Origin of the sequence: Pantoea sp. ACRSB (genome assembly GCF_022346905.1) — a bacterium.
GTDB classification, from domain to species: domain Bacteria; phylum Pseudomonadota; class Gammaproteobacteria; order Enterobacterales; family Enterobacteriaceae; genus Pantoea; species Pantoea piersonii.
Window position 1 is genome coordinate 673,130 of the sequence record NZ_JAKRNL010000001.1, and the last position, 26,363, is coordinate 699,492.

General features: G+C 56.6%; 21 protein-coding genes. 5 read left to right on the top strand and 16 right to left on the bottom strand.

Features of this window, described 5'->3' with window-relative positions; translation table 11 throughout:
- Positions 1-21: 21 nt before the first annotated feature.
- Positions 22-807, top strand: coding sequence for an envelope biogenesis factor ElyC (gene elyC / locus MHZ89_RS03335; RefSeq protein WP_311782250.1), 786 nt, complete (start codon positions 22-24; stop codon positions 805-807).
- Here the strand turns inward: elyC and MHZ89_RS03340 are convergent.
- From MHZ89_RS03340 to serC, 12 genes are all read right to left on the bottom strand, one after another.
- Positions 787-1,680, bottom strand: coding sequence for a phosphotransferase (locus tag MHZ89_RS03340; RefSeq protein WP_311781846.1), 894 nt, complete (start codon positions 1,678-1,680; stop codon positions 787-789). The two genes, elyC and MHZ89_RS03340, sit on opposite strands and share 21 nt — an antisense overlap.
- Positions 1,681-1,781: 101 nt before the next feature.
- On the bottom strand, positions 1,782-2,531 hold the full coding sequence (gene kdsB / locus MHZ89_RS03345) for a 3-deoxy-manno-octulosonate cytidylyltransferase (RefSeq protein WP_311781847.1): 750 nt from the start codon (positions 2,529-2,531) through the stop codon (positions 1,782-1,784).
- Positions 2,528-2,710 carry a Trm112 family protein gene (locus tag MHZ89_RS03350; RefSeq protein WP_033751266.1) on the bottom strand — a complete coding sequence of 61 codons (183 nt, stop codon included), beginning with the start codon at positions 2,708-2,710 and terminating at the stop codon, positions 2,528-2,530. Before MHZ89_RS03350 ends, kdsB begins: the two co-directional genes overlap by 4 nt.
- Positions 2,711-2,816: 106 nt before the next feature.
- Positions 2,817-4,034: a winged helix-turn-helix domain-containing protein gene (locus MHZ89_RS03355; RefSeq protein ID WP_311781848.1), complete on the bottom strand. Its 1,218-nt coding sequence runs from the start codon at positions 4,032-4,034 to the stop codon at positions 2,817-2,819.
- 24 nt (positions 4,035-4,058) lie between these two features.
- Positions 4,059-5,048 (bottom strand): tetraacyldisaccharide 4'-kinase, encoded by a 990-nt coding sequence (lpxK, locus tag MHZ89_RS03360; protein ID WP_311781849.1) that lies wholly within the window; start codon positions 5,046-5,048, stop codon positions 4,059-4,061.
- Positions 5,045-6,793, bottom strand: a complete 1,749-nt coding sequence (gene msbA, locus MHZ89_RS03365; protein WP_311782251.1) for a lipid A ABC transporter ATP-binding protein/permease MsbA — start codon at positions 6,791-6,793, stop codon at positions 5,045-5,047. The genes lpxK and msbA overlap by 4 nt, the downstream gene beginning before the upstream one ends.
- A gap of 43 nt (positions 6,794-6,836) precedes the next feature.
- Positions 6,837-9,086 (bottom strand): DNA internalization-related competence protein ComEC/Rec2, encoded by a 2,250-nt coding sequence (locus MHZ89_RS03370; RefSeq protein WP_311781850.1) that lies wholly within the window; start codon positions 9,084-9,086, stop codon positions 6,837-6,839.
- 197 nt (positions 9,087-9,283) lie between these two features.
- Positions 9,284-9,568, bottom strand: coding sequence for an integration host factor subunit beta (ihfB, locus tag MHZ89_RS03375; protein WP_033751281.1), 285 nt, complete (start codon positions 9,566-9,568; stop codon positions 9,284-9,286).
- An 87-nt stretch (positions 9,569-9,655) separates the two neighbouring features.
- The gene (gene rpsA / locus MHZ89_RS03380; RefSeq protein ID WP_081136357.1) at positions 9,656-11,329 is read right to left on the bottom strand and encodes a 30S ribosomal protein S1; all 1,674 of its coding nucleotides are present in this window, start codon (positions 11,327-11,329) and stop codon (positions 9,656-9,658) included.
- Between the two features lie 122 nt (positions 11,330-11,451).
- Entirely contained in the window at positions 11,452-12,132 is a 681-nt protein-coding gene (gene cmk / locus MHZ89_RS03385; protein ID WP_120451805.1) for a (d)CMP kinase, read from the bottom strand.
- 200 nt (positions 12,133-12,332) lie between these two features.
- Positions 12,333-13,619, bottom strand: coding sequence for a 3-phosphoshikimate 1-carboxyvinyltransferase (aroA, locus tag MHZ89_RS03390; RefSeq protein WP_311781851.1), 1,287 nt, complete (start codon positions 13,617-13,619; stop codon positions 12,333-12,335).
- Between the two features lie 86 nt (positions 13,620-13,705).
- On the bottom strand, positions 13,706-14,791 hold the full coding sequence (serC, locus tag MHZ89_RS03395; protein ID WP_311781852.1) for a 3-phosphoserine/phosphohydroxythreonine transaminase: 1,086 nt from the start codon (positions 14,789-14,791) through the stop codon (positions 13,706-13,708).
- Between the two features lie 310 nt (positions 14,792-15,101).
- Here serC and ycaO point away from each other — a divergent pair, with 310 nt between their 5' ends.
- The 4 genes from ycaO (at position 15,102) to pflA (ending at position 21,343) form a co-directional block, all read left to right on the top strand.
- Positions 15,102-16,862, top strand: a complete 1,761-nt coding sequence (ycaO, locus tag MHZ89_RS03400; protein WP_311781853.1) for a 30S ribosomal protein S12 methylthiotransferase accessory factor YcaO — start codon at positions 15,102-15,104, stop codon at positions 16,860-16,862.
- 369 nt (positions 16,863-17,231) lie between these two features.
- Positions 17,232-18,092 carry a formate transporter FocA gene (focA, locus tag MHZ89_RS03405; protein ID WP_311781854.1) on the top strand — a complete coding sequence of 287 codons (861 nt, stop codon included), beginning with the start codon at positions 17,232-17,234 and terminating at the stop codon, positions 18,090-18,092.
- A gap of 68 nt (positions 18,093-18,160) precedes the next feature.
- The gene (gene pflB, locus MHZ89_RS03410; protein ID WP_311781855.1) at positions 18,161-20,443 is read left to right on the top strand and encodes a formate C-acetyltransferase; all 2,283 of its coding nucleotides are present in this window, start codon (positions 18,161-18,163) and stop codon (positions 20,441-20,443) included.
- 159 nt (positions 20,444-20,602) lie between these two features.
- A complete protein-coding gene (gene pflA, locus MHZ89_RS03415; protein WP_311781856.1) occupies positions 20,603-21,343 on the top strand; it encodes a pyruvate formate lyase 1-activating protein in 741 nt (246 codons plus the stop codon).
- A 70-nt stretch (positions 21,344-21,413) separates the two neighbouring features.
- On the opposite strand, the gene MHZ89_RS03420 is transcribed toward pflA, so the two are convergent.
- From MHZ89_RS03420 to lolA, 4 genes are all read right to left on the bottom strand, one after another.
- The gene (locus tag MHZ89_RS03420) at positions 21,414-22,565 is read right to left on the bottom strand and encodes an MFS transporter (protein WP_311781857.1); all 1,152 of its coding nucleotides are present in this window, start codon (positions 22,563-22,565) and stop codon (positions 21,414-21,416) included.
- A 304-nt stretch (positions 22,566-22,869) separates the two neighbouring features.
- Positions 22,870-24,162 (bottom strand): serine--tRNA ligase, encoded by a 1,293-nt coding sequence (serS, locus tag MHZ89_RS03425; RefSeq protein WP_311781858.1) that lies wholly within the window; start codon positions 24,160-24,162, stop codon positions 22,870-22,872.
- Between the two features lie 98 nt (positions 24,163-24,260).
- On the bottom strand, positions 24,261-25,604 hold the full coding sequence (locus MHZ89_RS03430) for a replication-associated recombination protein A (protein WP_311781859.1): 1,344 nt from the start codon (positions 25,602-25,604) through the stop codon (positions 24,261-24,263).
- A gap of 7 nt (positions 25,605-25,611) precedes the next feature.
- Positions 25,612-26,223: an outer membrane lipoprotein chaperone LolA gene (lolA, locus tag MHZ89_RS03435; protein ID WP_311781860.1), complete on the bottom strand. Its 612-nt coding sequence runs from the start codon at positions 26,221-26,223 to the stop codon at positions 25,612-25,614.
- Between the last annotated feature and the right edge of the window lie 140 nt (positions 26,224-26,363).

Here is a 26,363-nt window from a genome sequence, read left to right on the forward strand (position 1 = left end):
GGACAACAAGGAGTTTTTTTGATGTTTTTTGGGCTGAAAAAAGTGGTGGGCGGCCTGCTAATGCCTTTACCGCTGCTGCTGCTGTTAATGGCAGCGGGTATTTTATTGCTTTGGTTTAGCCGCTGGCATAAAAGCGGCAAAATTTTAGTCTCGCTGAGCTGGGCGCTACTGCTGCTGCTGAGCCTGCAGCCGATCGCCGATCGCCTGCTGCTGCCGCTGGAATCGCGCTACCCCACCTGGAACGGCGCAGAGAAGGTCGATTTTATCGTCGTGCTGGGCGGCGGCTACACCTTTAATCCCGCCTGGGCGCCGAGTTCGAATCTGATCGGCAACAGCCTGCCGCGCGTCGCCGAAGGCGTGCGGCAGTGGCGACGCAACCCGCAGGCGACGATGATCTTTACCGGCGCCGCCGCCGGACAGAATCCCGTCAGCAACGGCCAGGTTGCCGCATCGGTCGCGCTGAGCCTGGGCGTGCCGCAGGATCATATCCTGGTGCTGGATCAGCCGAAAGACACCGAAGAGGAAGCGCACGCGGTGCGCGGCGTCGTCAGCCAGCGACCTTTCCTGCTGGTGACCTCCGCCAATCATATGGCGCGGGCGCTTACTTTCTTTCATGCCGCAGGCTTAACGCCTGTTGCCGCGCCCGCTAATCAGCTGGCGGTCACCTCGCCGCTCAACTGGTGGGAGCGCGCTATCCCTTCTCCGCTGTGGCTAAGCCACAGCGACCGCGTTGTTTATGAGTCGCTGGGCCAGGCGTGGCAGTGGCTGAAAGGCGGCGATGCCCCTTCAGCCGAGCCAGGGCAGTAGCTGCGCCCGCGCGTAATCGAAGCGCGGACGATCGAACGCGCCATACTGCACCAGCCCGTCGATACAGTCCCACAGCTGGTAAAGCCAGCGCCGCCACAGGAAGCCTTCGGAGACCGGCGCGCACTGCAGATAGCGCGCCATTAGCGCCTGCTCCGCCGGGCTGTCGCCCAGATGAATCAGCTCATATTCGCGCGGCGCCCATAAGATGACGCCAGGCTGCGTCATTGCCACCAGCTGATCGCTGCGCGCGTTTTTGATGATGCTGGTCAGCCGCAGATTGCCATGCAGCATCACGCAGGGATCGTCAAAGTCGCGAAAGAGATGGGGCAGCTGCGCGCGGCTGCGAAACAGCACCTGCCGATCGGCAAGGGTGAAAGAAGGCGGCTGGAGATAGCTGAGCGTCGACCATAAGACTTCCACGCGCTGATGGAACCAGGCTGGCCAGCTGTTTTGCTGCGTGCTGTCGACGGTGCCAACCAGCCCATGGCTGCTGATGCGGTGCCAGGCAAGCAGCCCTTCGACCACCTCTTCGCACAGCTGCCGCCAGCGTTCGGCGTCACGGGTCGGCGCTTCGGCGGAAACGCCGTTGAGACGCGCCATCAGCAGCATTTCATGCACTGGCAACTGCTGACTCAGCACCAGGCCGTAGACCGCAGGTACGGCGACCAGTCCTTCATGGCCCAGCAGCGCCAGCTTTTTTGCCTCCAGCGCGGCGCGTCCCGGATGACGAAAATATTTCGCCACCAGCGGCATCGGTTTATCCTGGCGATCGTAAAGTGCATACAACCGCGTTGGCGGCTGTTCGCTGATAGTTTCGAGTCGGCTGACCGTCTCGCCCAGCACCAGCGACAGTTCAGATTTGAGACTTTCCATGCATCCTCCTCAAGGAACCTGTCACACCATCCTGGAGGCCTCAGCGGGCAAAAATACAGAAACAGATCAATAAAAGCGTCGGGGAGAACTCCCCGACGCTGTCACCCCTGCAGCGCGGCGCGTACGCGCGCCAGATCTTCCGGCGTATCCACGCCTACGCCCGGTACGGTTTCCGCTACGGCAACGTGAATCTTTTCGCCGTACCAGAGCACCCGAAGCTGTTCCAGCAGCTCGATACGCTCCAGCGGGCAAGGCGCCCACGAAACATAACGACGAATAAAACCGGCGCGGTAGGCGTAGATACCGATATGGCGCAACAGCGTATCGCCAGCTTCCTCACGGGAGGCGGCGTAACGCTCGCGATCCCAGGGAATGGTGGCGCGCGAAAAATAGAGCGCATAGCCCTGGGCGTCCATCACTACTTTTACTGCGTTAGGATTAAACGCCTCTTCCGCGTCATGAATCGGCACTGCCAGCGTCGCCATACCCGCCTGCGCGCCTGCCAGGTTTGCCGCCACCTGACGCACGATTTCCGGCGGAATAAGCGGCTCGTCGCCCTGCACGTTGACGATAATCTCATCGTCGGCAAAGCGGCAGGTTTCGATCACTTCTGCCAGACGCTCCGTACCTGACTGATGGTCGGCGCGCGTCATGCAAACTTCGCCACCTGCGGCCTCAACCGCCGCTTTTACGTCCGGGTGATCCGTCGCGACAATCACGCGGCTGGCACCAGAGGCGCGCGCGCGCTCCATCACATGAACGATCATCGGCTTTCCGGCGATATCGACCAGCGGTTTGCCGGGCAGGCGCGTCGAGGCGTAGCGCGCAGGAATAATCGCCGTGAAACTCATGGATGGATCTCTTCAACGGCGAGGGTGCGCGCTTCGTTTTCCAGCAGTACCGGGATACCGTCGCGTACCGGAAAGGCGAGCGCGTCAGGTTTACAAATCAGCTCCTGCTGCGCGTTGTTGTAGTAAAGTTTGCCGTTGCATACCGGGCAGGCAACGATTTCAAGTAAACGGTGATCCATATGTCCTCCATCACGGACCGATTGCATAAGGCGCTAAGGATACCACAGCGCAGTGTTTCAGCGTGCGCGGAAAGCGGCCAGGAAACTGCGGCGCAAACCGCAAAGCTCAGCTATTGAGCGCCCACTCTGCGGGCCAGTGTGGCTGCAGCGCAGCGGGCATTTGCTCAAATATGACGCTCTCCGCATCCTGCCACGCCGCAAAGCGGCTAATCGCCTGGCGAATATCTTTGATAAAAGCGGCGGTCACGCGCGTATCTGGCTCCAGCCAAAAATTTTTAATCACCAGCTGCCGCGCCTGGCGCAGCATACGGGCGTCCAGCCTGGCCTTAATGACGCCGCGGTGCAGCACCGGCAACACAAAGTAGCCATACTTGCGTTTCGCCTCTGGCGTATAGCACTCAATGCGGTAGTCGAACTGGAAAAGCTCCAGCGCCCGACGACGATCCCAGACGACCGGATCAAACGGCGACAGGATAGCGCTGTGCGTGGCGTTAAGCGGCGCGTCAAGCAGCGGCAGCAGATCGTGATGCAGCCACATTTCGCCCAGCCCGGCAACCTCGACCGGAACGATTTCGCCCGCCTGCTGCGCCTTTTCCAGGAAAGGTTTCAGCGCCACCCGTCTGAGACGATAGTAATCAGGCAGCCAGGCGGCGCGGAAAATACCGAGACTGCGTGCGCTGTTGCGCAGCATTTCCCACTGCGCATCCGCTTCGCTAAGGGCATGTAGCGCATCCTGCCATTCCGGCAGCACGCGCGATCGCAGATCGTAAACCCGCTGGAAATTGCGCCGCTCGCTGACCATCAGCTCGCCCGCGCTGAAAAGGTTCTCCAGATGGCGCTTATGCGGCTTCCACGCCCACCAGCCTGGCTTGTGATCGTCGCCGCTGGCGAAGTCAGCGGCGCGCACCGGCCCCTGCTCTGCGATATGCTGCAACAGGTCAGCGATCTCCTGCTGATGATCGCGTACCCACTGGGCATTATATTTCCAGCCAAGGCGCTCAGGCTGAAGCATGCGGTGGCGCAGCAGACGGTAGTCTTCGCGCGGGATAAAGCAGGCTTCGTGCGCCCAGTATTCAAACAGCGCGCCCTGCGCCAGCGCCTCTTCCAGCCAGCGCTGCGGATAGCTGCCGAGGCGGCTAAACAGCACCAGATAAGGGCTGCGCGCGACAACGTGGATGGTATCGATTTGCAGCAGCGACATGCGCCGGACAGCGGCGAGCAGATCGGAAAAGCGCGCGCGTTTGGGTGGCGTACGCAGCAGACCCTGCGCGGCCAGATGAAGATGACGAGCCTGTTGAAGCGAAAGCGAAAGCGTTGTATTCATTCCCTTCCTGCGTTCGGCGTGAAGTTAGTCAGCGCCCTGCCGCGCCAGACGTTCGATATCATCCAGCAGCGGCGCGACCGCGCTGCCGCTCAGCTCTGCCTCGACCGGCAGATACCACCAGTTGGGCTGGGCGAAGCGTCGGCATTTCACCGCGTCTTTTTCGGTCATCAGCAGGATATGGTCCGCGGCCACCAAACCGGCGAGCTCATCTTTGCTGTAGGCATGGTGATCGGCGAAGGCGATCTCGGTTACTGGCGTGACGCCATACTGCTTAAGCGTAGCGAAGAAGCGCGGCGGATGCCCAATCCCCGCCATCGCCACCACCTTTTTCAGGGCGGAAAGCGGTACTGACTGCTGCGTTTGCAGGTTAACCGCTTCGCCAGGCCGCAGCGACATAGCAATTTCACCTGGCTCTGCAGCACCGCCGTTAACGATAACGGCATCGACCTGCCGCAGGCGAGAGGCGCGCTCGCGCATAGGCCCTGCCGGCAGCCACCAGCCGTTGCCGAATCGGCGCACGCCGTCAACCACTACGATTTCGCGATCGCGCTGGAGCGCGTAGTGCTGGAGACCATCGTCAGTAATAATAAGATCAACAGGCTGAGCGGCGAGCAGCGCCTCAACCGCGGCGCGACGTTTTGGCGCCACCGCGACCGGCGCGCCGCTGCGCTGGGCGATTAGCACAGGCTCATCGCCCGCCTGCTCCGTCGGCGTTTCGGCGTTAACCAGCAGCGGATAACGCTCCGCTTTGCCGCCGTAGCCGCGCGACACCACGCCGACCTGCACGCCCCGGCGCTGCAGCTCTTGCACCAGCCAGATCGCAACCGGCGTTTTGCCATTGCCGCCCGCAGTGAGGTTGCCGACCACCACGACCGGTACCGGCGCGCGCCAGCTTTTACGCCAGCCGCGCTGGTAGCTGAGGCGAATCAGAGAGGAGACCGCGCCATAGATCAGGCTGAGCGGCCACAACAGCAGCCACAGCGGCGAGCGTCCACTCCAAATGCGCTCAATCATTGGCCAAACTGCATCTTATGCAGTTGGGCATAGGTGCCCTGCTGAGCCAGCAGAACAGCGTGCGTGCCGCGCTCAACGATACGGCCATCTTCAACGACCACGATTTCATCGGCTTTTTCGATGGTCGACAGGCGGTGAGCAATAACCAGCGAAGTGCGGTTTTTCTGCAGCTCATCCAGCGCCGACTGAATCGCACGCTCGGACTCGGTATCCAGTGCGGAGGTCGCTTCATCCAGAATAAGGATCGGGCAGTCGCGCAGCAGCGCGCGCGCAATCGCGATACGCTGGCGCTGACCGCCGGAGAGCAGCACGCCGTTTTCGCCAATCACCGTATCCAGCCCGTTATCCATCTTGTTGATGAAGTCCATAGCGTGCGCCATGGTAGCGGCTTTCTCGATCTCGGCGCGGCTGTACTGCTCGCTGCGCGCATAGGCGATGTTATTTGCGATGGTGTCGTTGAACAGATGCACGTTCTGCGATACCAGCGCCACCTGATTACGCAGCGAACGCAGCGTATATTCGCGCAGGTCGTGGCCGTCCAGCAGGATTTCGCCCTGCTGAATATCGTAAAAGCGCGTCAGCAAACTGGCCAGCGTTGACTTCCCTGAGCCTGAACGCCCGACCAGCGCAACGGTTTTCCCTTCTGGCAGCGCCAGATTGATATCGCGCAGCGCCGGTATATCGCGTCCGGGATAGGTAAAGGTGACATTGCGGAACTCGACGTCGCCTTTGGCGCGCACTACTTCGCGCGTACCGGTATCGATCTCCTGCTCGCTATCAAGAATGGAGAAGAGGGTCTGGCACGCTGCCATGCCGCGCTGGAACTGCGCGTTGACGTTAGTCAGGGATTTAAGCGGGCGCATCAGCGCGATCATCGATGAGAAGACCACGGTGATGGTACCTGCGGTCAGCGTCTCCATCACGCTAGGGAAACTGGCAGCATAGAGCACGAACGCCAGCGCCAGCGAAGCGATCAACTGGATAACCGGATCGGAGATAGATGAAGCCGATACCAGCTTCATCCCCTGCTGACGCATACGGTTGCTGACGCGGGCGAAACGTTCGGACTCGACTTCCTGACCGCCGAAAATCAGCACTTCTTTATGCCCTTTCAGCATCTGCTCGGCGCTGGTCGTTACCTGCCCCATCGTGTTCTGCATGGTTTTGCTGATGCTGCGGAAGCGCTTAGAGACCGAGCGAATGGCCAGAGAGACAATCGGCGCCAGCACAATCAGGATGAGCGACAGCTGCCAGCTGTAATAGAACATCATGATAAACAGGCCGATAATCGAGGCCCCTTCGCGCACAACGGTAACCAGCGCGCTGGATGAGGAGGAGGCGACCTGCTCAGAATCGTAGGTGATGCGCGACAGCAGCGTGCCTGTTGACTGCTGGTCGAAGAACGAGACCGGCATGCCCATCATGTGGCTAAAGAGACGGCGACGCATATTCATCACGACGTTGCCGGAGACCCAGGAGATGCAGTAGCTGGAAATATAGCTGGTGACGCCGCGGATCAGCATCAGACCGATAACGGCCAGCGGCATCCAGATCAGTACCGATTTATCCGCTTTGCCAAACCCATCATCCAGTAAAGGCTTCAACAGGGAGAGCATGAGCGTGTCGCCCGCGGCGTTAAGTATCAGGGCCACAGCGGCCACGCATAAACCCGCTTTATGGGGCGCGATCATCGGCCAGAGTCGACGAAATGTCTGCCACGTTGAGAGATCTTTATCTTGATGCATCATTTATTCACGTTGTTTGAAATAGCCGCTCATTCTACCTGGATTAGCGTTTGACGCCAAACCACTGATGATACCAACGGGGCAAAATTTGCTCTCTTAACCCGGAAACCGCGATTTTGCGCCCGGCAACCGTGACAGTTATCTGGCCCGATTGCGCGGTGTCATACCAGGCGAAGCCCGCGCGTCGGTAGTTTTCCAGCACGCTTTTGACCGGCATACGCCAGGCGTTGTAGCGCGCCATAGAGGCGATGGCGATACGACCGTCTACGCTGCGCAGCAGCAACGGCGTTGACGAGGTGCGGCTGCCGTGATGCGGAACCTGGATGATATCGGCCTTAAGACGACTTTTTTCCAGCGCGACCAGCTGCCGCTCCGCCGATGCTTCCAGATCGCCCATCAGCAGCAAACGCGTAACGCCGTCATCAATACTCAGCACACAGGAATCATTATTGTTGCTGAGCTTCGAGCGCTTTAACGGCCACAGCGCTTCGACATTTAACGCACCCCAGCGCCAGCGCGTGCCGCGTACGCAGGGCAGATGATCGTCATCCAGCGTCGCGCTGCGTATGGGCACGTCAGGCCAGCGGGTTTTTATGGCATTAAGGCCGCCGCTGTGATCGAGATGACGATGGCTGAGGACTACCGTCTGTAGCTGCAGATGTTTCCGTGACAGCCAGGGGATAACGTGGCGCGTGCCCGCATCCCCGTTTTCCCAGCGCGGGCCGGTATCATAGAGCATTGCTTCTTTACCCTGGCGAATAACCACGCTTAGCCCCTGTCCGACATCCAGCATATCAATACGCCAGCCCGGTTCTTCGCGCGGCCAGCGCCAGACGATAAGCGCCACCACCAGCGCTGTACAGCCGATCGGCGCCGCGTAAAACAGCGCGCAGCGCCAGGCGATCAGTCCGCCCCACAGCAACAGTGCCAGGGTGCCAGCGTCATGGAATGCCCACCATCCATCAGGCAAGGCCTTTAACGCCGCCAGCAGCCAGACCACGGAGGTATCGGCCAGCCGCCACAAAGCGCAGCAGAGCGCGCCAGCCGGCGTCAGTATCGCCAGCAGAATCAGCGGAACGCTGATAAAAGTAATGGCGGGTATCGCCAGCATATTCGCCGCCAGCGCCGAGAAGCTGATTCCCTCAAACAGCATGACCTGGAGCGGAGCCATTAGCAGCGTCATGCCGAGCTGAAGATGCAGCAGCTGAACCGGCAGCCAGCGCCAGCCGTGGCGACATCGCTCAGGTAAAGGAAACCAGTGATACCACGTCAGCAAGATGGCCACCGCCAGCGCCGAGAGCCAGAAACTTTCTGACAGCACGTTCAGAGGATCGAGCAGCAGTAACCCGCCAACGCACAGGCTCCAGACCTGCCAGCCGCCGGGCTGCACCCCTTTGAGGCGAAAGATGACCCACAGCGTCAGGGCAAACAGCGTTCGCTGAGCGGGCGCATAGCTGCCCGAAAGCCAGGTATAGAGCGCCGCCGCCAGCCAGTTCATCAACAGCGGAAACAGATAGCCGATAAGACGCGTCGGCAGAAACAGCTGAACAGCGCGCGCGATAAGCCAGCCGCTGCTGGCGGCCAGCGCGATATGCATGCCTGAAATCGCCATCAGATGCGCCGTTCCGGTTTCCCGCAGCAGCTGGCGCAGCGCATCGTCCATCTCTGCTCGCTCGCCGAAAGCCAGAGCCTGGATAACCGCGCTCTGCTCAAGAGCGCTAATGATCGGCATATCACGCATAATAAGCTGCCAGCGCCAGCTGCAGGTCAGGGATTCAGGCTGTTGCTGTTGAATACGGCCCCGCAGCGCCATATGGTTAGCCAGCGCAAAACGTTGCGCATCGAACTCCCCTTCGTTGAGCTTTGCGTGGACGGGCCTGAGGTTGAGCTTCATCGACCAGCGTTGTCCCGGGCAATAATCCTGCTGGCTTTCTCCCAGCGACAGCCAGGCGAAACGCGGAGGAAAGAGGTAGCGCCCTTCTCGCCTGAGTAGCTGCACCTTGATCTGCTGTCTCTCTTGCCGGACTTCATCAATCCGTACGCTGTACGTTGCAGGCGCGCTGCTGGCTGCTTCTGTTGCGGTGACGTCTGAACGCGCCGCTCCCAGCATCCAGGCAGACATCAGCAGCGCTATCCCTGTGATACGCAGCCAGAACAGGGTTGTCCACCATAATACCAGGCCTGCAAAGGCGATCGCCGTGATGCCTGCCGCCGGTGGAAGCTGGTGAAGAAACAGCAGCGGCAGTGCGGCGAGAATAGCGATTCTGGCAAATATCGTCCCTGTCATTTTCATCTCACTCCTGTTTAACAGGCTGAGTATGCAGACAGAGCGGATCGTAATCAGGCGGGAGTTTTATCTTTTAAGCGCGGCATCGGGAAAATAAGTGAGAATTACATGCAGCATACGCAACAGGCCGGGCAGGCTCGCATAAAAACAGCAGGCAAAAAAAAACGACATCCGGGGATGTCGTTTCTGCGTTCGGTTACGGCTTAGCCGTAGATGTTTGCACGGTCTCGCAGCTCTTTGCCCGGCTTAAAGTGGGGAACGTATTTACCTTCCAGTTCCACTTTATCGCCCGTTTTCGGGTTACGACCCGTACGCGGTGCGCGGTAATGCAAAGAAAAGCTGCCGAATCCCCGGATTTCAATGCGTTCGCCCTGGGCCAGCGTTGTGGCCATGTGCTCCAGCATCTCTTTTACAGCATCCTCAACGACTTTCGCCGGAATATGAGTCTGCTGGCCAGCAAGTCTTTCAATCAGTTCTGACTTGGTCATGTAACCTCCGGTTAATCCTTGTGGGAAAGGTATGACAGCTTGCTACCGTAACCGGGCAGATTTACCTGCCCGGTTGCTTAAGGTCGATTACTCGCCTTTAGCTGCTTTGAACGCTTCAGCCATAGCATTAGAGAAGTTGCCTTCTTCCTGCTTGTTGTTCACGGTCGCGATGGCGTCTTTCTCGTCAGCTTCGTCTTTCGCACGAACAGACAGGCTAACTACGCGGTTTTTACGATCAACACCGGTGAATTTAGCTTCAACATCGTCGCCAACATTCAGAACCAGAGTTGCATCTTCAACGCGGTCACGTGAAGCTTCAGAAGCGCGCAGGTAGCCTTCAACGCCGTCTGCCAGTTCAACTGTAGCACCTTTAGCGTCAACTGCAGTTACTTTACCAGTAACGATGGCGCCTTTCTTGTTCAGGGTGATGTAGTTGTTGAACGGATCTTCAGCCAGCTGCTTCACGCCCAGAGAGATGCGCTCGCGCTCTGCGTCAACCTGCAGTACAACGGCAGCGATTTCGTCGCCTTTTTTGTACTCACGAACGGCTTCTTCGCCAGTCGCGTTCCAGGAGATGTCAGACAGGTGAACCAGACCGTCGATGCCGCCGTCCAGGCCGATGAAGATACCGAAGTCAGTGATTGACTTGATTTTACCTTCAACGCGATCGCCCTTGTTGTGGGTCTCAGCAAACTGCTGCCATGGGTTGGCTTTGCACTGCTTCAGGCCCAGGGAGATACGACGACGCTCTTCGTCGATGTCCAGAACCATAACTTCAACCACGTCGCCCACGTTAACAACTTTAGACGGGTGGATGTTTTTGTTGGTCCAGTCCATTTCAGAAACGTGTACCAGACCTTCAACGCCTTCTTCGATTTCAACGAAGCAGCCGTAATCAGTCAGGTTGGTCACGCGACCGGTCAGGCGAGTGCCTTCCGGGTAACGCTTAGCGATAGCTACCCACGGATCTTCGCCCAGCTGTTTCAGGCCCAGAGATACACGGGTACGCTCGCGGTCGAACTTCAGCACTTTAACAGTGATTTCGTCGCCCACGTTGACGATTTCGCTCGGATGCTTAACGCGTTTCCACGCCATGTCGGTGATGTGCAGCAGGCCGTCGACGCCGCCCAGATCAACGAATGCGCCGTAGTCAGTGAGGTTCTTAACGATACCTTTGACTTCCATGCCTTCCTGCAGGTTTTCCAGCAGCTGATCGCGCTCAGCGCTGTTTTCAGATTCGATAACCGCGCGGCGTGAAACCACGACGTTGTTACGTTTCTGATCAAGCTTGATTACTTTGAATTCAAGCTCTTTGCCTTCCAGGTGCAGCGTGTCGCGAACCGGACGCACGTCAACCAGTGAACCTGGCAGGAACGCACGAATACCGTTCAGCTCAACTGTGAAGCCACCTTTAACTTTGCCGTTGATAACACCGGTAACAGTTTCAGCGTCTTCGTAAGCTTTTTCCAGCGTGATCCAGGCTTCATGACGTTTAGCTTTCTCACGGGACAGCAGGGTTTCACCGAAGCCGTCTTCCACTGCATCCAGGGCAACGTCAACTTCGTCACCAACCTGAATTTCCAGTTCGCCGGCTGCGTTCTTGAACTGCTCTGCCGGAATGGCAGACTCAGATTTCAGACCCGCATCAACCAGAACGACGTCTTTGTCGATAGAGACAACAACGCCACGAACGATGGAACCCGGGCGGGTTTCGATTTCTTTCAGGGACTCTTCAAAGAGTTGAGCAAAAGATTCAGTCATATTGATAATCTTAGGATTCTTCAATTTAACGTCCACCTGACCTCATGTCGGATGGGGTTGTTTCACATGCCCTGCGCGCTTTCCCTGGCACAGGGTTACTGCAATTCGGTATGCCGAAAATATTAAATGCCCAGCTTAGTGCGGGCATATTCCAGCGCCTTATCAATGACTTGCTCAATGGATAACTGAGTAGAATCCAGAACCAGCGCATCAGCGGCGGGGACTAAAGGCGCAATGGCGCGGTTGCGATCGCGGTCATCACGTTCTTTTATCTCGGCTAAAAGGCGATCAAAGTTAACACTAAAGCCGCTCTCCTGCAACTGTAGCATACGGCGCTGGGCGCGCTCTTCCGGGCTGGCGTCGAGGAAGATTTTTACCGGCGCGTCGGGGAAAACCACAGTCCCCATATCGCGGCCGTCGGCGATTAAGCCAGGCTCATCGCGAAACGCGCGCTGGCGACGCAGCAGCGCTTCGCGCACGCGTGGAAAGGCGGCAACGCGCGAGGCGGTATTGCTGACTTCCTGGGTGCGGATTTCACCCGTAACCTCTTCGCCTTCCAGAATCACCTGCAGTTCGCCCTGCTGCGAGACAAAACGCACATCCAGATGGGCGGCCAGCGGCACCAGTGCCTCTTCGGACTCAATACTCACCTGATGATGCAGCGCAGCCAGCGCCAGAACGCGATAGATAGCGCCTGAATCAAGCAGATGCCATTGCAATGCTTCCGCCATCGCTTTGCACAACGTGCCTTTGCCTGCGCCGCTAGGCCCATCGACAGTTATAACCGGGGCAGTTGCCGTCATTATTCTCTCCTGTTGCTGCGCGAAATAGTTCAGCCTTCAGGCTGTTCAGAACAGGAAGCATTATACGCTGACCAGACTAATGACGTTACCTTTTAGCGCAGAGAACGCTGTAAATTGCAGCAGATTCAGAACATCTCTTGGCCGCTAAGGCCAGAAGCAGTGAGAATGCCGGAGACGTCCGTTCTCCGACATCCTGCCAGTCAGGCGTTCTGGCTGATTTTAGCCAGCTGATCGAAATAGTCCGGGAAGGTTTTCGCGGTACAGCCGGGATCGAGGATCGTTACCGGCGTATCAGAGAGCGCGACCAGGGAAAAGCACATCGCCATGCGGTGATCGTTATAGGTGCCGATCTCTGCATGACGCAATTTTTCCGGCGGCGTGATGCGGATAAAATCGTGTCCCTCTTCCACTTCCGCGCCGACTTTGCGCAGTTCAGTCGCCATCGCAGCCAGGCGATCGGTCTCTTTGACGCGCCAGTTGTAAATATTACGCAGCAGCGTCGTGCCTTTGGCGAACAGCGCCGCGGTCGCGATGGTCATCGCGGCGTCAGGAATATGGTTCATATCCATATCAATAGCGTGAAGCTCGCCGGCGGTACAGGCGATGTAGTCGCTGCCCCACTCAACGGTCGCGCCCATTTTTTCCAGCACGTCGGCAAAGCGGATATCGCCCTGCACGCTGTCGCGTCCGATGCCGGTAACGCGTACGGTTCCGCCTTTAATCGCGCCCGCGGCCAGGAAATAGGAGGCGGATGAGGCGTCGCCCTCCACCAGATAGTCCCCTGGCGACAGATACTGCTGTTGGCCTTTAATAATAAAGCTCTGATAATGCTGGTTCTCGACCTCGACGCCGAAACAGCGCATCAGATGCAGCGTAATATCAATATAGGGTTTCGATACCAGTTCGCCTTTGATAGCGATCCGGGTGTCGCGCTCCGCCAGCGGTGCGGCCATCAGCAGCGCGGTGAGAAACTGGCTGGAGACGCTACCGTCTACGCTGACTTCGCCGCCGGTAAATCCGCCTTTCAGGCGCAGCGGCGGATAATCGCTGTTCTCGAGATACTCAATCTGTGCGCCGCCCTGACGGAGCGCGTCTACCAGATGTCCGATTGGACGCTCTTTCATGCGCGGCTCGCCGGTCAGGACGATATCCTGTTCGCCGAGACAGAGCGCCGCCGCCAGCGGACGCATCGCCGTACCCGCGTTGCCGAGAAACAGCTCCAGCGGCTGAGATGCGCGCAGCGGGCCAGCCTGCCCCACCACTTCACACTGGGTGCGGTCGGCGGAGAGGGTAAAATCGACGCCCAACGCCTTCAGGGCATTCAGCATGTGTTTAATATCATCGCTGTCCAGCAGGTTCGTCAGGCGCGTGGTGCCTTTCGCCAGCGCAGCCAGCAGCAGCGCGCGGTTAGAAACGCTTTTTGAACCCGGCAGGTTAACGGTGCCGTCAACGCGTGCAATCGGTTGTAAGGTCAGGGAGTCCTGCATGTGAAACCAAATCTCCAGAAAAGGACAAAACCCCGCCGCAAGGCGAGGTCTGAAGTCGGCGCAAGCGCCGACGCTACAGCTCAGGCTTAACCGTGGCGGCGCGCGAAGTCAGCCATAAAGTCGGTTAGCGTTTTAACGCCTTCCAGCGGCATCGCATTGTAGATCGATGCGCGCATGCCGCCTACGACGCGATGGCCTTTGAGGGCGTGCAGTCCCGCATTAAACGACTCTTCCAGGAAGAGTTTATCCAGCGCGGCGTCCGCCAGCTGGAAAGGCACGTTCATGCGTGAACGGTTTTCCACCGCAACGTCATTGCGGTAAAAGGGGTTGTTATCGATCAGGCCGTAGAGCAGATCCGCTTTAGCCTGATTGATTTTGTCGATCTCAGCTACACCGCCCTTCTCTTTCAGCCACTTAAACACCAGGCCGGAGAGATACCAGGCAAAGGTCGGCGGCGTATTAAACATCGAGTCGTTTTCCGCCAGCACCTGATAATCGAGGATGGAAGGAACGGACTGTTGGGCTTTGCCCAGCAGATCGTCACGGACAATAACAATGGTCAAACCCGCCGGGCCGATGTTCTTTTGCGCGCCGGCATAGATTACGCCGTAGCGGTTAATGTCCAGCGGACGTGACAGGATAGTCGAGGAGAGGTCAGCAACCACGCTCTTATCGCCAAAATCGGGCTGCTCATCAATCGCGATGCCGTCAATGGTTTCGTTCGGGCAGTAGTGCACATAGGCGGCGTCGCTGCTTAGCTCCCACTGGCTCATCGGCAGGATTGCGCGCTTGCCGTCACGCGTGGTTTTGACGTCCAGGACACGCGGCGTACAATACTTTTCCGCTTCTTTAATAGCGCTGTGCGCCCAGTAGCCGCCGTCGATATAATCCGCCGTGGTGGCCTCGCCCAGCAAATTACCCGGTACAGCGGCAAACTGCGCGCGCGCGCCGCCGTGACAGAATAAAACTTTGTAGTTGGCCGGGATTTTCAGAAGATCGCGTAAGTCCTGCTCCGCCTCTTCCGCTACCTTGATAAACTCCTTGCTGCGATGGCTGATCTCCATGACGGAGGTCCCCAGACCGTGCCAGTTTGTCAGTTCTTGTTCTGCACGACGGAGCACTTCAACCGGCAGCATCGCTGGACCGGAACTAAAATTATAAATCTGCGTCATTTCCCTCACCACGATTATCCAGAACGGTTATGAATTGCTTACCGGTTTTATCACTGCCTTATGACGCCTGCAATGATAAATCCGGAAGGGATCACAATTTCTGAATCTGCCATGCCGCAGCTTATGTCACAAATGCAATACGCAGCGAAATTTTGTGAGGCGGCTCGTTTACCGGGAAAACAGGATCCTTTTCCGACGCGCTTTTCAGGTAGAACAGCGGGCAGAAATTTATGCCGTCTTCATAGCGCCACGACGGCAAAATCCGTATCATTGCGCGCTTTACGCCCACTATATATGAGAGAGCGGTCCCATGACGCAAACGTTTATTCCCGGTAAAGACGCAGCACTGGAAGATTCCATCGCGCGCTTCCAGCAAAAGCTGACCGATCTTGGCTTTAATATTGAAGAAGCCTCCTGGCTAAATCCGGTTCCCCACGTCTGGTCCGTGCATATTCGCGACCGCGATTGCCCGCTCTGCTTTACGAATGGCAAAGGCGCCAGCAAGAAAGCCGCGCTGGCCTCAGCGCTGGGCGAATACTTCGAACGTCTTTCGACCAACTACTTCTTCGCCGACTTCTGGCTGGGCAAATCGATCGCGAATGGCGATTTCGTTCACTACCCTGACGAGAAGTGGTTCCCCATCCCTGCAGACGATTCGCTGCCGGAAGGCATTCTGGATACGCGCCTGCGCGCCTTTTACGATCCAGACAACGCGCTGACCGCCTCTGAGTTAGTGGATCTGCAGTCGGGCAACGCCGAGCGCGGCATCTGCAGCCTGCCCTTTACTCGCCAGTCTGATCAGCAGACCGTCTATATTCCGATGAATATTATCGGCAACCTGTACGTTTCAAACGGCATGTCAGCAGGTAATACGCCTAATGAAGCGCGCGTACAGGGGCTTTCTGAGGTATTTGAGCGCTATATCAAAAACCGCATTATCGCAGAGTCGATCAGCCTGCCGACTATTCCTGACAGCGTGATGCAGCGCTATCCTGCCGTGGTGGAAGCTATCGCGCGTCTTGAAGCGGAAGGCTTCCCGATTTTCGCCTATGACGCCTCGCTGGGCGGCAAATATCCGGTTATCTGCGTTGTGCTGTTCAACCCGCAAAACGGCACCTGCTTCGCCTCTTTCGGTGCGCATCCCGATTTCGGCGTCGCGCTTGAGCGTACCGTTACCGAGCTGTTGCAGGGCCGCAGCCTGAAAGATCTCGATGTCTTTACGCCGCCGACCTTTGATGATGAGGAAGTGGCCGAGCACGCCAACCTGGAGACGCACTTTATCGACTCAAGCGGCCTTATCTCCTGGGATCTGTTCAAAGAAGATGCGGACTATCCCTTTGTCGACTGGTCGTTCAGCGGGACCACGCAGGAAGAGTTCGCTACCCTGATGGCCATTTTCCGCGCGGAAGATCGTGAAGTCTATATCGCCGATTACGATCACCTTGGCGTCTATGCCTGCCGCATTATCGTGCCTGGCATGTCCGATATCTATCCGGCGGAAGATCTGCTGCTGGCGAACAATAATATGGGCGCAGGCCTGCGCGAAACGCTGCTGGCGCTCCCCGCCAGCAACTGGAACCCGGAAGAGTATCTGGATTTGATCGTGCAGCTGGATGAAGAAGGTCATGACGACTTTACCCGCGTGCGCGAGCTGCTTGGCCTGGCGAGCGGCAAGGATAATGGCTGGTATACGCTGCGCATCGGCGAGCTTAAAGCCATGCTGGCGCTGGCAGGTGGCGACCTCGATCAGGCGTTGATCTGGACCGAATGGACCATGGAATTTAATGGTTCGATCTTTTCGCCGGAACGCGCCAATTACTACCGCTGCCTGCAAACGCTGCTGTTGCTGGCGATGGAAGACGATCGCGATCCGCTGCAATACCACCACGCCTTCATGCGCATGTATGGCGCGGACGCGCTGGAAGCGGCTTCGGCGGCAGTAAGCGGCGAAGCGCCCTTCTACGGTCTGCAGGCGGTTGACGAAGATCTCAACGCCTTCCCGGCACATCAGGCGCTGCTGCAGGCTTACGAAAAACTCCAGGCGGCTAAACGCCGTTACTGGAAAAATTAAGACCGAAAATCAGGCTGCTACAGGCTGAATAAAATAATAATGGCGTCAATAAAAGTGACGCCATTTTTTATGGGTAATGAACAAGCATTTAATAAAAGTTACTTATGAGCGGTTGCTTTAATTTATTTAACATTTTTGCTTCGATAAAGTAGTTTTATTAACATTCTAAATCCTGCCCTTATTTCTATTTAAAATAAACACGCAAAAATTAAAAATTATTTTTTCTTTTTTATTCAAATAATTATACCTGACAGAAAGCCTTTGCAGCCGGTTAAATCCCCTGTCTGCCGGTCAAATATGATCCAGATCAAATGCTGACCTGTACTCCTTTGTTAATATTTTTCCAGACAACTTTTGGAGAGCGTTAGTGTGAAAGCTGACAACCCTTTTAATCTGTTATTACCGGCCGCAATGGCTAAAGTGGCAGAAGATGCGGGGATCTATAAAGCGACTAAACATCCCTTAACCACCTTTTTTCTTGCCATTACCGCCGGCGTTTTTATCTCTATCGCTTTCGTTTTTTATATTACTGCGACAACCGGCAGCGCGGGCATGCCCTATGGTCTGGCGAAGCTGATCGGCGGCATCTGCTTCTCACTGGGCTTAATTCTGGTAGTGGTATGCGGCGCCGATCTTTTCACCTCCACCGTTTTGATTGTCGTCGCCAAAGCGAGCGGACGCATCACCTGGGGCCAGCTGGCGCGTAACTGGATTAATGTTTATGTCGGCAACCTTGTCGGCGCGCTGTTTTTCGTCGCGCTCATCTGGTTCGCCGGCGAGCATATGACGGCTGGCGGGGCATGGGGTTTAAATGTGCTGCAAACCGCCGATCACAAAATGCATCACACCTTTATTGAAGCCGTCTGCCTGGGCACCCTGGCGAACCTGATGGTTTGTCTGGCGGTATGGATGAGCTACTCCGGCCATAGCCTGACGGATAAAACGCTGGCGATGATTCTGCCGGTCGCCATGTTCGTTGCGAGCGGCTTCGAGCACAGTATCGCGAATATGTTTCTTATCCCGTTAGCTATCGTGATTCGTGATTTTTCCAGCCCGGCATTCTGGCAAGCCGCCGGTGCCAGCGCCGACCAGTTTCAGGCCCTTACGCCCGTCAACTTTATTATCGACAACCTGATTCCAGTCACCATCGGCAACATTATCGGCGGCGGCCTGCTGGTTGGGTTGACCTACTGGGCGATCTATTTACGCAACGGTTCTACCGCACATTAACGATTTCTGACCGACGCCGCGTAGCTGGCGGCGCCAACATAAAGCTTCTTAGATAAGGCAGGTATATCATGACCGATCTGAATGCAAAACAGGCTGCGGCCTGGGATGGATTTGCCAACGGCGAATGGCAGAACAGCGTCAACGTTCGCGATTTTATTCAAAAGAACTACACGCCGTATGAAGGCGACGAATCTTTCCTGGCAGGCGCGACTGAAGCGACCACTAAGCTGTGGAACGCCGTTCTGGAAGGGATCAAGATTGAAAACCGTACCCATGCGCCAGTCGATTTCGATACCGATCTCGCCTCAACCATTACCGCGCATGATGCTGGCTATATCAATAAATCGCTGGAAAAAATTGTCGGCTTACAAACTGAAGCGCCATTGAAACGCGCCATTATCCCGTTTGGCGGCATTAAAATGGTGGAAGGCTCCTGTAAGGTATATGGCCGCGAGCTGGATCCGACGCTGAAAAAAATCTTTACTGAGTATCGTAAAACCCACAACCAGGGCGTATTTGACGTCTACACCCAGGATATCCTGCGCTGCCGTAAATCGGGCGTGCTGACCGGTCTGCCGGACGCCTACGGCCGTGGCCGCATTATCGGCGACTATCGCCGGGTCGCTCTGTATGGCATTGACTTCCTGATGCAGGACAAACTGGCGCAGTTCAACTCACTGCAGAACGATCTGGAAAACGGCGTTAATCTGGAAGCCACTATCCGTCTGCGTGAAGAGATTGCTGAACAGCATCGCGCGCTGGCCCAGATTAAAGAGATGGCCGCTAAATATGGTTGCGACATCTCCGGCCCGGCAACAAATGCGCAGGAAGCGGTACAGTGGACCTACTTCGGCTACCTTGCTGCGGTGAAATCGCAGAACGGCGCAGCAATGTCGTTCGGCCGCGTCTCGACCTTCCTCGATATCTATATCGAACGCGATCTGCAGGCCGGTAAACTCACCGAAGAGCAGGCGCAGGAGCTGATTGACCATCTGGTTATGAAGCTGCGCATGGTGCGTTTCCTGCGTACGCCGGAATATGATGAGCTTTTCTCTGGTGACCCTATCTGGGCGACAGAATCGCTGGCGGGTATGGGCGTAGACGGCCGCACTCTGGTGACAAAAAGCACATTCCGTTTCCTGAATACCCTTTACACTATGGGACCGTCGCCGGAGCCGAATATGACCATCCTGTGGTCAGAAAATCTGCCGGTGAACTTCAAGAAATACGCGGCAAAAGTCTCCATCGATACCTCTTCTCTGCAGTATGAGAATGACGATCTGATGCGTCCTGACTTTAACAATGACGACTATGCCATCGCCTGCTGCGTCAGCCCGATGATTGTTGGTAAACAGATGCAGTTCTTCGGCGCTCGCGCCAACCTGGCGAAAACCCTGCTGTACGCAATCAACGGCGGCATGGATGAAAAAATGAAAATGCAGGTGGGTCCGAAAGAAGCCCCGGTCATGGACGATGTGCTTGATTTCGATACCGTCATGGCGCGTATGGACCACTTTATGGACTGGCTGGCGAAACAGTATGTGACCGCGCTGAATATCATCCACTATATGCATGATAAATACAGCTACGAAGCCTCGCTGATGGCGCTGCACGATCGCGATGTCTACCGCACGATGGCCTGTGGCATCGCGGGACTGTCAGTAGCCGCCGACTCACTGTCCGCTATCAAATACGCCAAAGTGAAACCGGTGCGCGACGAAGATGGCCTGGCGGTCGACTTTGAAATCGAAGGCGAATATCCGCAGTTTGGTAATAACGATGCGCGCGTCGATGACCTGGCCTGCGATCTGGTTGAACGTTTCATGAAGAAAATTCAGAAACTCACCACCTATCGCAACGCAGTACCGACTCAGTCAGTGCTGACCATTACCTCTAACGTTGTTTACGGTAAGAAAACCGGTAATACGCCGGATGGTCGCCGCGCAGGCGCGCCTTTCGGTCCTGGCGCAAACCCAATGCATGGCCGCGATCAGAAAGGTGCCGTCGCGTCACTGACTTCTGTCGCTAAACTCCCCTTCGCCTACGCGAAAGACGGTATTTCCTATACCTTCTCTATCGTGCCGAATGCGTTGGGTAAAGACGACAACGTGCGGAAAGCTAACCTTGCAGGCCTGATGGATGGTTACTTCCATCACGAAGCGAGTATTGAAGGCGGTCAGCACCTTAACGTGAACGTGATGAATCGCGAAATGCTGCTGGATGCGATGGAGCACCCGGAAAAATATCCGCAGCTAACCATCCGCGTTTCCGGCTATGCCGTCCGCTTCAATTCGCTGACGAAAGAACAGCAGCAGGATGTGATTACCCGTACTTTCACCAAATCGCTATAAACCTGGCGCGCTAAGCTGTAAAAAGGCTCCTTCGGGGGCCTTTTCTCCAAGGCCGGTTTTGTCTGCGCTCTTAATACAGAAATCAGTCAAAACCGACTTTATTACCGAGCACAACAGAGATTGTGCGCCTGCTGACAGGCTAACCTGGAGAACATCGCAATGTCTTGCAAAGGTCGTATTCACTCGTTCGAATCCTGCGGGACGGTTGACGGTCCCGGCATCCGTTTTATCGCCTTCTTTCAGGGCTGCCTGATGCGCTGCCTCTACTGCCATAACCGCGATACCTGGGACACACACGGCGGAAAAGAGATCACCGTCGAGGAGCTGATGAAAGATGTGCTTTCCTATCGCCACTTTATGAATGCGTCTGGCGGCGGCGTAACCGCCTCTGGCGGCGAGGCTATTTTACAGGCTGAGTTTGTGCGCGACTGGTTCCGCGCCTGTAAGGCGGAAGGCATTCATACCTGTCTGGATACTAACGGCTTTGTGCGTCGCTACGATCCGGTGATTGATGAGCTGCTGGAGGTGACGGATCTGGTGATGCTCGATCTCAAGCAAATCAATGACGACGTTCATCAGATCCTGGTTGGCGTCTCAAATCATCGCACCCTGGACTTCGCTCGCTACCTGCAGAAGAAAGGCAAACGGACCTGGATCCGCTATGTGGTGGTGCCCGGCTATTCTGATGATGACGATTCGGCTCACCGGCTTGGCGAGTTCACACGGGATATGGAGAACGTCGAGAAGATTGAACTGCTGCCCTACCATGAACTTGGCAAGCATAAATGGATCGCAATGGGCGAAGAGTACAAGCTCGACGGCGTGAAGCCGCCGACGAAAGAGACTATGGAGCGGGTGAAAAACATCCTCGCCAGCTACGGTCATACTGTTATGTATTAACGAAAAGGGAGCCTACGGCTCCCTTTTCGTTATGGTGCGGGCGACTGGTTTGCAGCCTCCTGCGCCGATATCAGGCGTGCGCCACCGGCGTTGCCTGCTGATCGGCCTTACGCAGCAGCATCATCAGATAGACCAGCGCCACGCCGGCAATCATCACAAACAGAATGCGGTCGGAATAGTTCTGCATCAAAACCGCCGTCATGCTGGGACCCGCCAGGCTGCCTATGGTATAGCTCAGCAGCAGCGCCTGGTTCATCGCTACCAGTTCATGATGCGCGACGGTCTCGCAGGCCCAGGACATGGCTACCGGATAGAGCGTAAAGCCCGCCAGACCCAGCACAAAGAGCGCAGGCGCCATCGCGGCGTTAGTCAGCATGGCAACCGCGCCCAGAATCACGATAAACACCTGCACGCGCAGTACCAGCAGACGACCGAAGCGATCGGCAAGGCGCCCAACCGGCCACTGTCCAACGATGCCGGCGCTCACCAGCAGCGCCATCCAGTAGCCGACATTCGCATCGCTCATGCCCTGATGAGAGAGATAGAGCGGCATCAGACCGTAGAGAGACCCCAGAACAATGCCGGAAATAATACAGCCGTTAATGCCAAGCCGCGAACTACGACGACGCAGCATCGGCCAGATTTTACCTGGCGCTGCCTCTGTCGCTTCGCTGGCGGCGGTCACCTTCACGAACATCAGCGGCAGAATGGCGCACATCATCAGCGCGGTAAGCCAGGGGACGACGTTAAACAGCCCGGTTGAGACTTTGCTCACCAGCAGTTGACCCGCAACGGTGCCAAGATAATAGACGATCATATAAGCGGCCAGCAGCTGGCCCCGGGTGCGCACCGTACCGCTACAAAGCAGCGCGCTCTCCACTATGACCCAAATCAAAGCGCAGCCGATACCTGCGCAAAAACGCAGGATCGACCAACCCCAGAAACCGTCCATCATCAACAGACCGGCGGTCGCTACGGCAAAAATCGTGGTTGCCAGATAGTAGCTGCGGTTAAACCCGTAACGTTTAATCAGCCAGCCTGCCGCCAGCGTGCCCGCCAGATTGCCGGTATAGAAAGAGGAACTCACCACGCCTACCTGCCAGGTAGCCAGCGCATCGTGAGTCAGCCACAGCGGAACCAGCGTATTGAGCACCGCAATTGCAACCGTCAGCAAAAGCAGGCCGCAAAGCAGCAGCACCACGGGACGTGACCATGTGGACATAGGAATAAAAACCAAAGAAAAGAGAGGAGGTTGCGCGCAGTTTGCCATCGACGAATTTAAAGGAAAAGCACAAAAAAATAGCGCAGCACATTTTGCTGCAAGATAATTTAATTTATTAATCTTCAGTGGGTTACAGGAGTGTTAAACGAGAGCCGCTTCGAAGCTATCTTTATGAAAAACAGGCTTTTTAGGTGCTATACCTGTCGCAATGTCGATAACGTTTATTTCTGATAACTTCAAGCCGTATACCGACGTTAAATATAAAAAAACCCGGACATGTCCGGGTTTACTGTTGAAGCGCTTATCAGCCGATAAACTCTACGCCATTCATATAGGGGCGCAACACATCCGGCACCTGAATACGTCCGTCAGCCTGCTGATAGTTCTCCAGCACCGCAACCAGCGTACGGCCGACCGCCAGGCCGGAGCCGTTCAGGGTATGCACCAGACGCGGCTTCTTATCGGTTTTGCTGCGGCAGCGTGCCTGCATGCGGCGCGCCTGGAAGTCCCACATATTGGAGCAGGAGGAGATCTCGCGATAGGTATTCTGTGCCGGCAGCCAGACTTCCAGATCGTAGGTCTTGGCTGAGCCAAAGCCCATATCACCGGTGCAGAGCAGCACTTTGCGGTACGGCAGGTTGAGCAGCTGCAGCACTTTCTCTGCGTGACCCACCAGCTCTTCCAGCGCATCCATCGAGGTTTCCGGCGCGACGATCTGCACCATCTCTACCTTGTCGAACTGATGCATACGAATTAAGCCGCGCGTATCGCGACCGTAAGAGCCGGCCTCGGAGCGGAAGCAAGGCGTATGCGCGGTCAGTTTGATCGGCAGACTCTCCTCCTCCACAATCTCGTCGCGCACCAGATTGGTCAACGGGACTTCCGCTGTCGGGATCAGCGCATAGTTGCTGCTCTCTGACTCCTCTTCCAGCGGTCGGGTATGAAACAGATCTTCGCCGAACTTCGGCAGCTGGCCGGTTCCGTACAGGGTCGCATGGTTGACCAGGTAAGGCACATAGTTTTCCAGATAGCCGTGCTGTTCAGTATGCAGGTCGAGCATAAACTGGCTCAGCGCGCGATGCAGACGAGCAATCTGGCCCTGCATCACCACAAAGCGCGAGCCGGTCAGCTTCACGGCAGAGGCGAAATCGAGGCCTTTCGCCATTTCACCCAGCTCAACGTGATCTTTTACCTGAAAATCAAACTGGCGCGGCTCGCCCCAGCGGCTGACTTCCTGGTTTTCGCTGTCGTCTTTGCCCAGCGGTACTTCATCCGCCGGCAGGTTAGGCAGCGCCAGGGTGAAATCACGGATTTCATTTTGCAGGGCATCCAGTTCCGCTTTGGCCGCATCCAGGCGTTCGCCCAGCGCGTTCACTTCCTGACGCAGCGGCTCGATATCTTCCCCACGTGCTTTGGCCTGACCGATGGACTTGGATCGGGAGTTACGCTCCGCCTGCAGATTTTCCGTTTCCACCTGCAAGACTTTACGGCGCTCTTCAAGGGAGCGCAGCGTTTCCACATCCAGTTTGAATCCTCGGCGTGCCAGTTTTTCTGCGACTGCGTCTGGCTCATTACGCAGCAGATTGGGATCGAGCATGCTTATCCTGTGTAATAAAAGGTTGAAAGAACGAATGAAGGGATGCATTCCCGCTGGAATGCATTGATATCCTTGCTCACCTTACCGTAACGTCTGTTTTAGCGGTAGCGTTTTGTCGGGCTATTTTGATCCTGTTCAGCCAGCCAGGCGAGCTTTTCGCCAATTTTACCTTCAAGCCCGCGCTGGGTTGGCGTGTAGTAGCGCGTCTGCGCCATCTCAGGCGGAAAATAGACCTCGCCAGCCGCATAGGCGTGCTCTTCATCATGGGCGTAACGATACTCTTTACCCAGGCCCATCTCTTTCATCAGCCGGGTCGGCGCGTTACGCAGATGCTCCGGCACATCATAGTCGGGATGCTCGCGCGCATCGCGCATCGCCGCCTTGAACGCGGTGTAGACGGCGTTGCTTTTTGGCGCGCAGGCGAGATAGACAATTGCCTGCGCAATAGCGCGCTCGCCTTCGGCAGGCCCGACGCGGGTAAAGCAGTCCCAGGCAGCAATCGCTACCTGCATCCCGCGCGGATCGGCGTTGCCGACATCTTCAGAAGCGATCGCCAGCAGGCGCCTCGCCACATAGAGCGGATCGCCGCCCGCGGTAATAATGCGCGCATACCAGTAAAGCGCCGCATCGGGCGCTGAGCCGCGCACCGATTTGTGCAGCGCAGAGATCAGGTCGTAAAAGCGGTCGCCCTTGTTGTCAAAGCGCGCGGCGCGCTCGCCGGAGACTTCTGTCAGCAACTGCGGCGTTAGCTCGCGCTTGCCTTGCGCGTTGCTCTCCGCCATATCCGCCATCATTTCCAGCGTATTTAACGCGCGGCGCGCGTCGCCGTTCACCAGCTCGGCGATCATGCGTCGCGTATTGTCAGGCAGGATGATGTCGCTGTCGCCATAACCGCGCGTTTTGTCCTGCATCGCCTGATCGAGCACCTGCTCGATATCTTCAGTGGTGAGCGATTTTAAAAGATAAACGCGCGCGCGTGAGAGCAGCGCAGAGTTAAGCTCAAACGAGGGGTTTTCGGTGGTCGCGCCGATAAAGGTGATGGTGCCATCTTCAATATGCGGCAAGAACGCATCCTGCTGGCTTTTGTTGAAGCGGTGCACCTCATCGACAAACAGAATGGTGCGGCGTCCGACCTGACGGCTATGGCGCGCGCGCTCGATCGCCTCGCGGATCTCTTTAACGCCTGAGGTAACGGCGGAGATACGCTCGACGTCGGCATTGCCGTAGCGCGCGATAATCTCCGCCAGCGTGGTTTTCCCTGTGCCCGGCGGTCCCCAAAGAATCATTGAGTGAAGATGGCCAGCTTCGATGGCGCGCGGCAAAGGCTTACCGGGCGCCAGCAAATGCTGCTGCCCGATATACTGCTTAAGCGTTTCCGGGCGCATACGCGCCGCCAGCGGCTTGAAATCTTCGGAGGAAAAATCCAGAGACAGATTGCCCACGCTTACCTCACTGACGCTGGTCGTCTACCGTCACCCCTTTGGGCGGCGTAAAGGTGAATTTATCCGGGCTGATCGCGCCGTTTTTCTGGCTCTTAAGCTGATAGCTGCTGCGCTGCCCGTCCTGCTCGATGGCGCTGAACTGGTTGATGGTGCCCGCAGGGGTCACAGAGATGGTGAACTGCTTCAGGTTGCCATCGCTGTTTTTCGGCGTCAGTTCGAACGCGTCGCCCTGCTGTTTAATATTGTACTGCTGCCAGTCGCTCGGCTGGTTGCGCGCTATCAGCATAAACGGCGTATTGCTAGTGGCGTTTTTCAGCAGGCTGACGCTGGCCTGTTCAACGAACGGGTTATAAAACCACAGATTCTTGCCGTCAGAGATAATGACGCTTTCGTCCGGCGCGGTCATATGCCAGTTAAATAAGCTGGGACGTTTTACCCAGAGTTCGCCTTCGCCTTCCTGCACGTTGGCGCCGCTGCTGTCGGTCACTTTTTGGCTAAAGCTGGCATGGAAGCTGTTAACCTTGTTCAGACGCTGCTGCAGATCGCTGGAGGCGTCTGCCATAACGCTGGCTGACGCAAAAACGGCCAACAGGCCAGGCACGATTACGCTTAATTTCATCCGCTTCAATTCCTTATTTATCTCTATCCAGTGAATACCGTTTTAATTCTGGCCGCCGTTTTGCCATTGAGCCAGGAGAAAAACCCGAAAGCGTATTCTGATATGAGGGGTAAATGCCGCCTGAACAATGGGCCAGTAAA

What these genes read in the sequence shown, in the direction of transcription:
- elyC (WP_311782250.1), top strand. Translation starts at nt 22, where the DNA reads ATGTTTTTTGGGCTGAAAAAAGTGGTGGGCGGCCTGCTAATGCCTTTA.
- MHZ89_RS03340 (WP_311781846.1), bottom strand. Translation starts at nt 1,680, where the DNA reads ATGGAAAGTCTCAAATCTGAACTGTCGCTGGTGCTGGGCGAGACGGTC.
- kdsB (WP_311781847.1), bottom strand. Translation starts at nt 2,531, where the DNA reads ATGAGTTTCACGGCGATTATTCCTGCGCGCTACGCCTCGACGCGCCTG.
- MHZ89_RS03350 (WP_033751266.1), bottom strand. Translation starts at nt 2,710, where the DNA reads ATGGATCACCGTTTACTTGAAATCGTTGCCTGCCCGGTATGCAACGGC.
- MHZ89_RS03355 (WP_311781848.1), bottom strand. Translation starts at nt 4,034, where the DNA reads ATGAATACAACGCTTTCGCTTTCGCTTCAACAGGCTCGTCATCTTCAT.
- lpxK (WP_311781849.1), bottom strand. Translation starts at nt 5,048, where the DNA reads ATGATTGAGCGCATTTGGAGTGGACGCTCGCCGCTGTGGCTGCTGTTG.
- msbA (WP_311782251.1), bottom strand. Translation starts at nt 6,793, where the DNA reads ATGCATCAAGATAAAGATCTCTCAACGTGGCAGACATTTCGTCGACTC.
- MHZ89_RS03370 (WP_311781850.1), bottom strand. Translation starts at nt 9,086, where the DNA reads ATGAAAATGACAGGGACGATATTTGCCAGAATCGCTATTCTCGCCGCA.
- ihfB (WP_033751281.1), bottom strand. Translation starts at nt 9,568, where the DNA reads ATGACCAAGTCAGAACTGATTGAAAGACTTGCTGGCCAGCAGACTCAT.
- rpsA (WP_081136357.1), bottom strand. Translation starts at nt 11,329, where the DNA reads ATGACTGAATCTTTTGCTCAACTCTTTGAAGAGTCCCTGAAAGAAATC.
- cmk (WP_120451805.1), bottom strand. Translation starts at nt 12,132, where the DNA reads ATGACGGCAACTGCCCCGGTTATAACTGTCGATGGGCCTAGCGGCGCA.
- aroA (WP_311781851.1), bottom strand. Translation starts at nt 13,619, where the DNA reads ATGCAGGACTCCCTGACCTTACAACCGATTGCACGCGTTGACGGCACC.
- serC (WP_311781852.1), bottom strand. Translation starts at nt 14,791, where the DNA reads ATGACGCAGATTTATAATTTTAGTTCCGGTCCAGCGATGCTGCCGGTT.
- ycaO (WP_311781853.1), top strand. Translation starts at nt 15,102, where the DNA reads ATGACGCAAACGTTTATTCCCGGTAAAGACGCAGCACTGGAAGATTCC.
- pflB (WP_311781855.1), top strand. Translation starts at nt 18,161, where the DNA reads ATGACCGATCTGAATGCAAAACAGGCTGCGGCCTGGGATGGATTTGCC.
- pflA (WP_311781856.1), top strand. Translation starts at nt 20,603, where the DNA reads ATGTCTTGCAAAGGTCGTATTCACTCGTTCGAATCCTGCGGGACGGTT.
- MHZ89_RS03420 (WP_311781857.1), bottom strand. Translation starts at nt 22,565, where the DNA reads ATGTCCACATGGTCACGTCCCGTGGTGCTGCTGCTTTGCGGCCTGCTT.
- serS (WP_311781858.1), bottom strand. Translation starts at nt 24,162, where the DNA reads ATGCTCGATCCCAATCTGCTGCGTAATGAGCCAGACGCAGTCGCAGAA.
- lolA (WP_311781860.1), bottom strand. Translation starts at nt 26,223, where the DNA reads ATGAAATTAAGCGTAATCGTGCCTGGCCTGTTGGCCGTTTTTGCGTCA.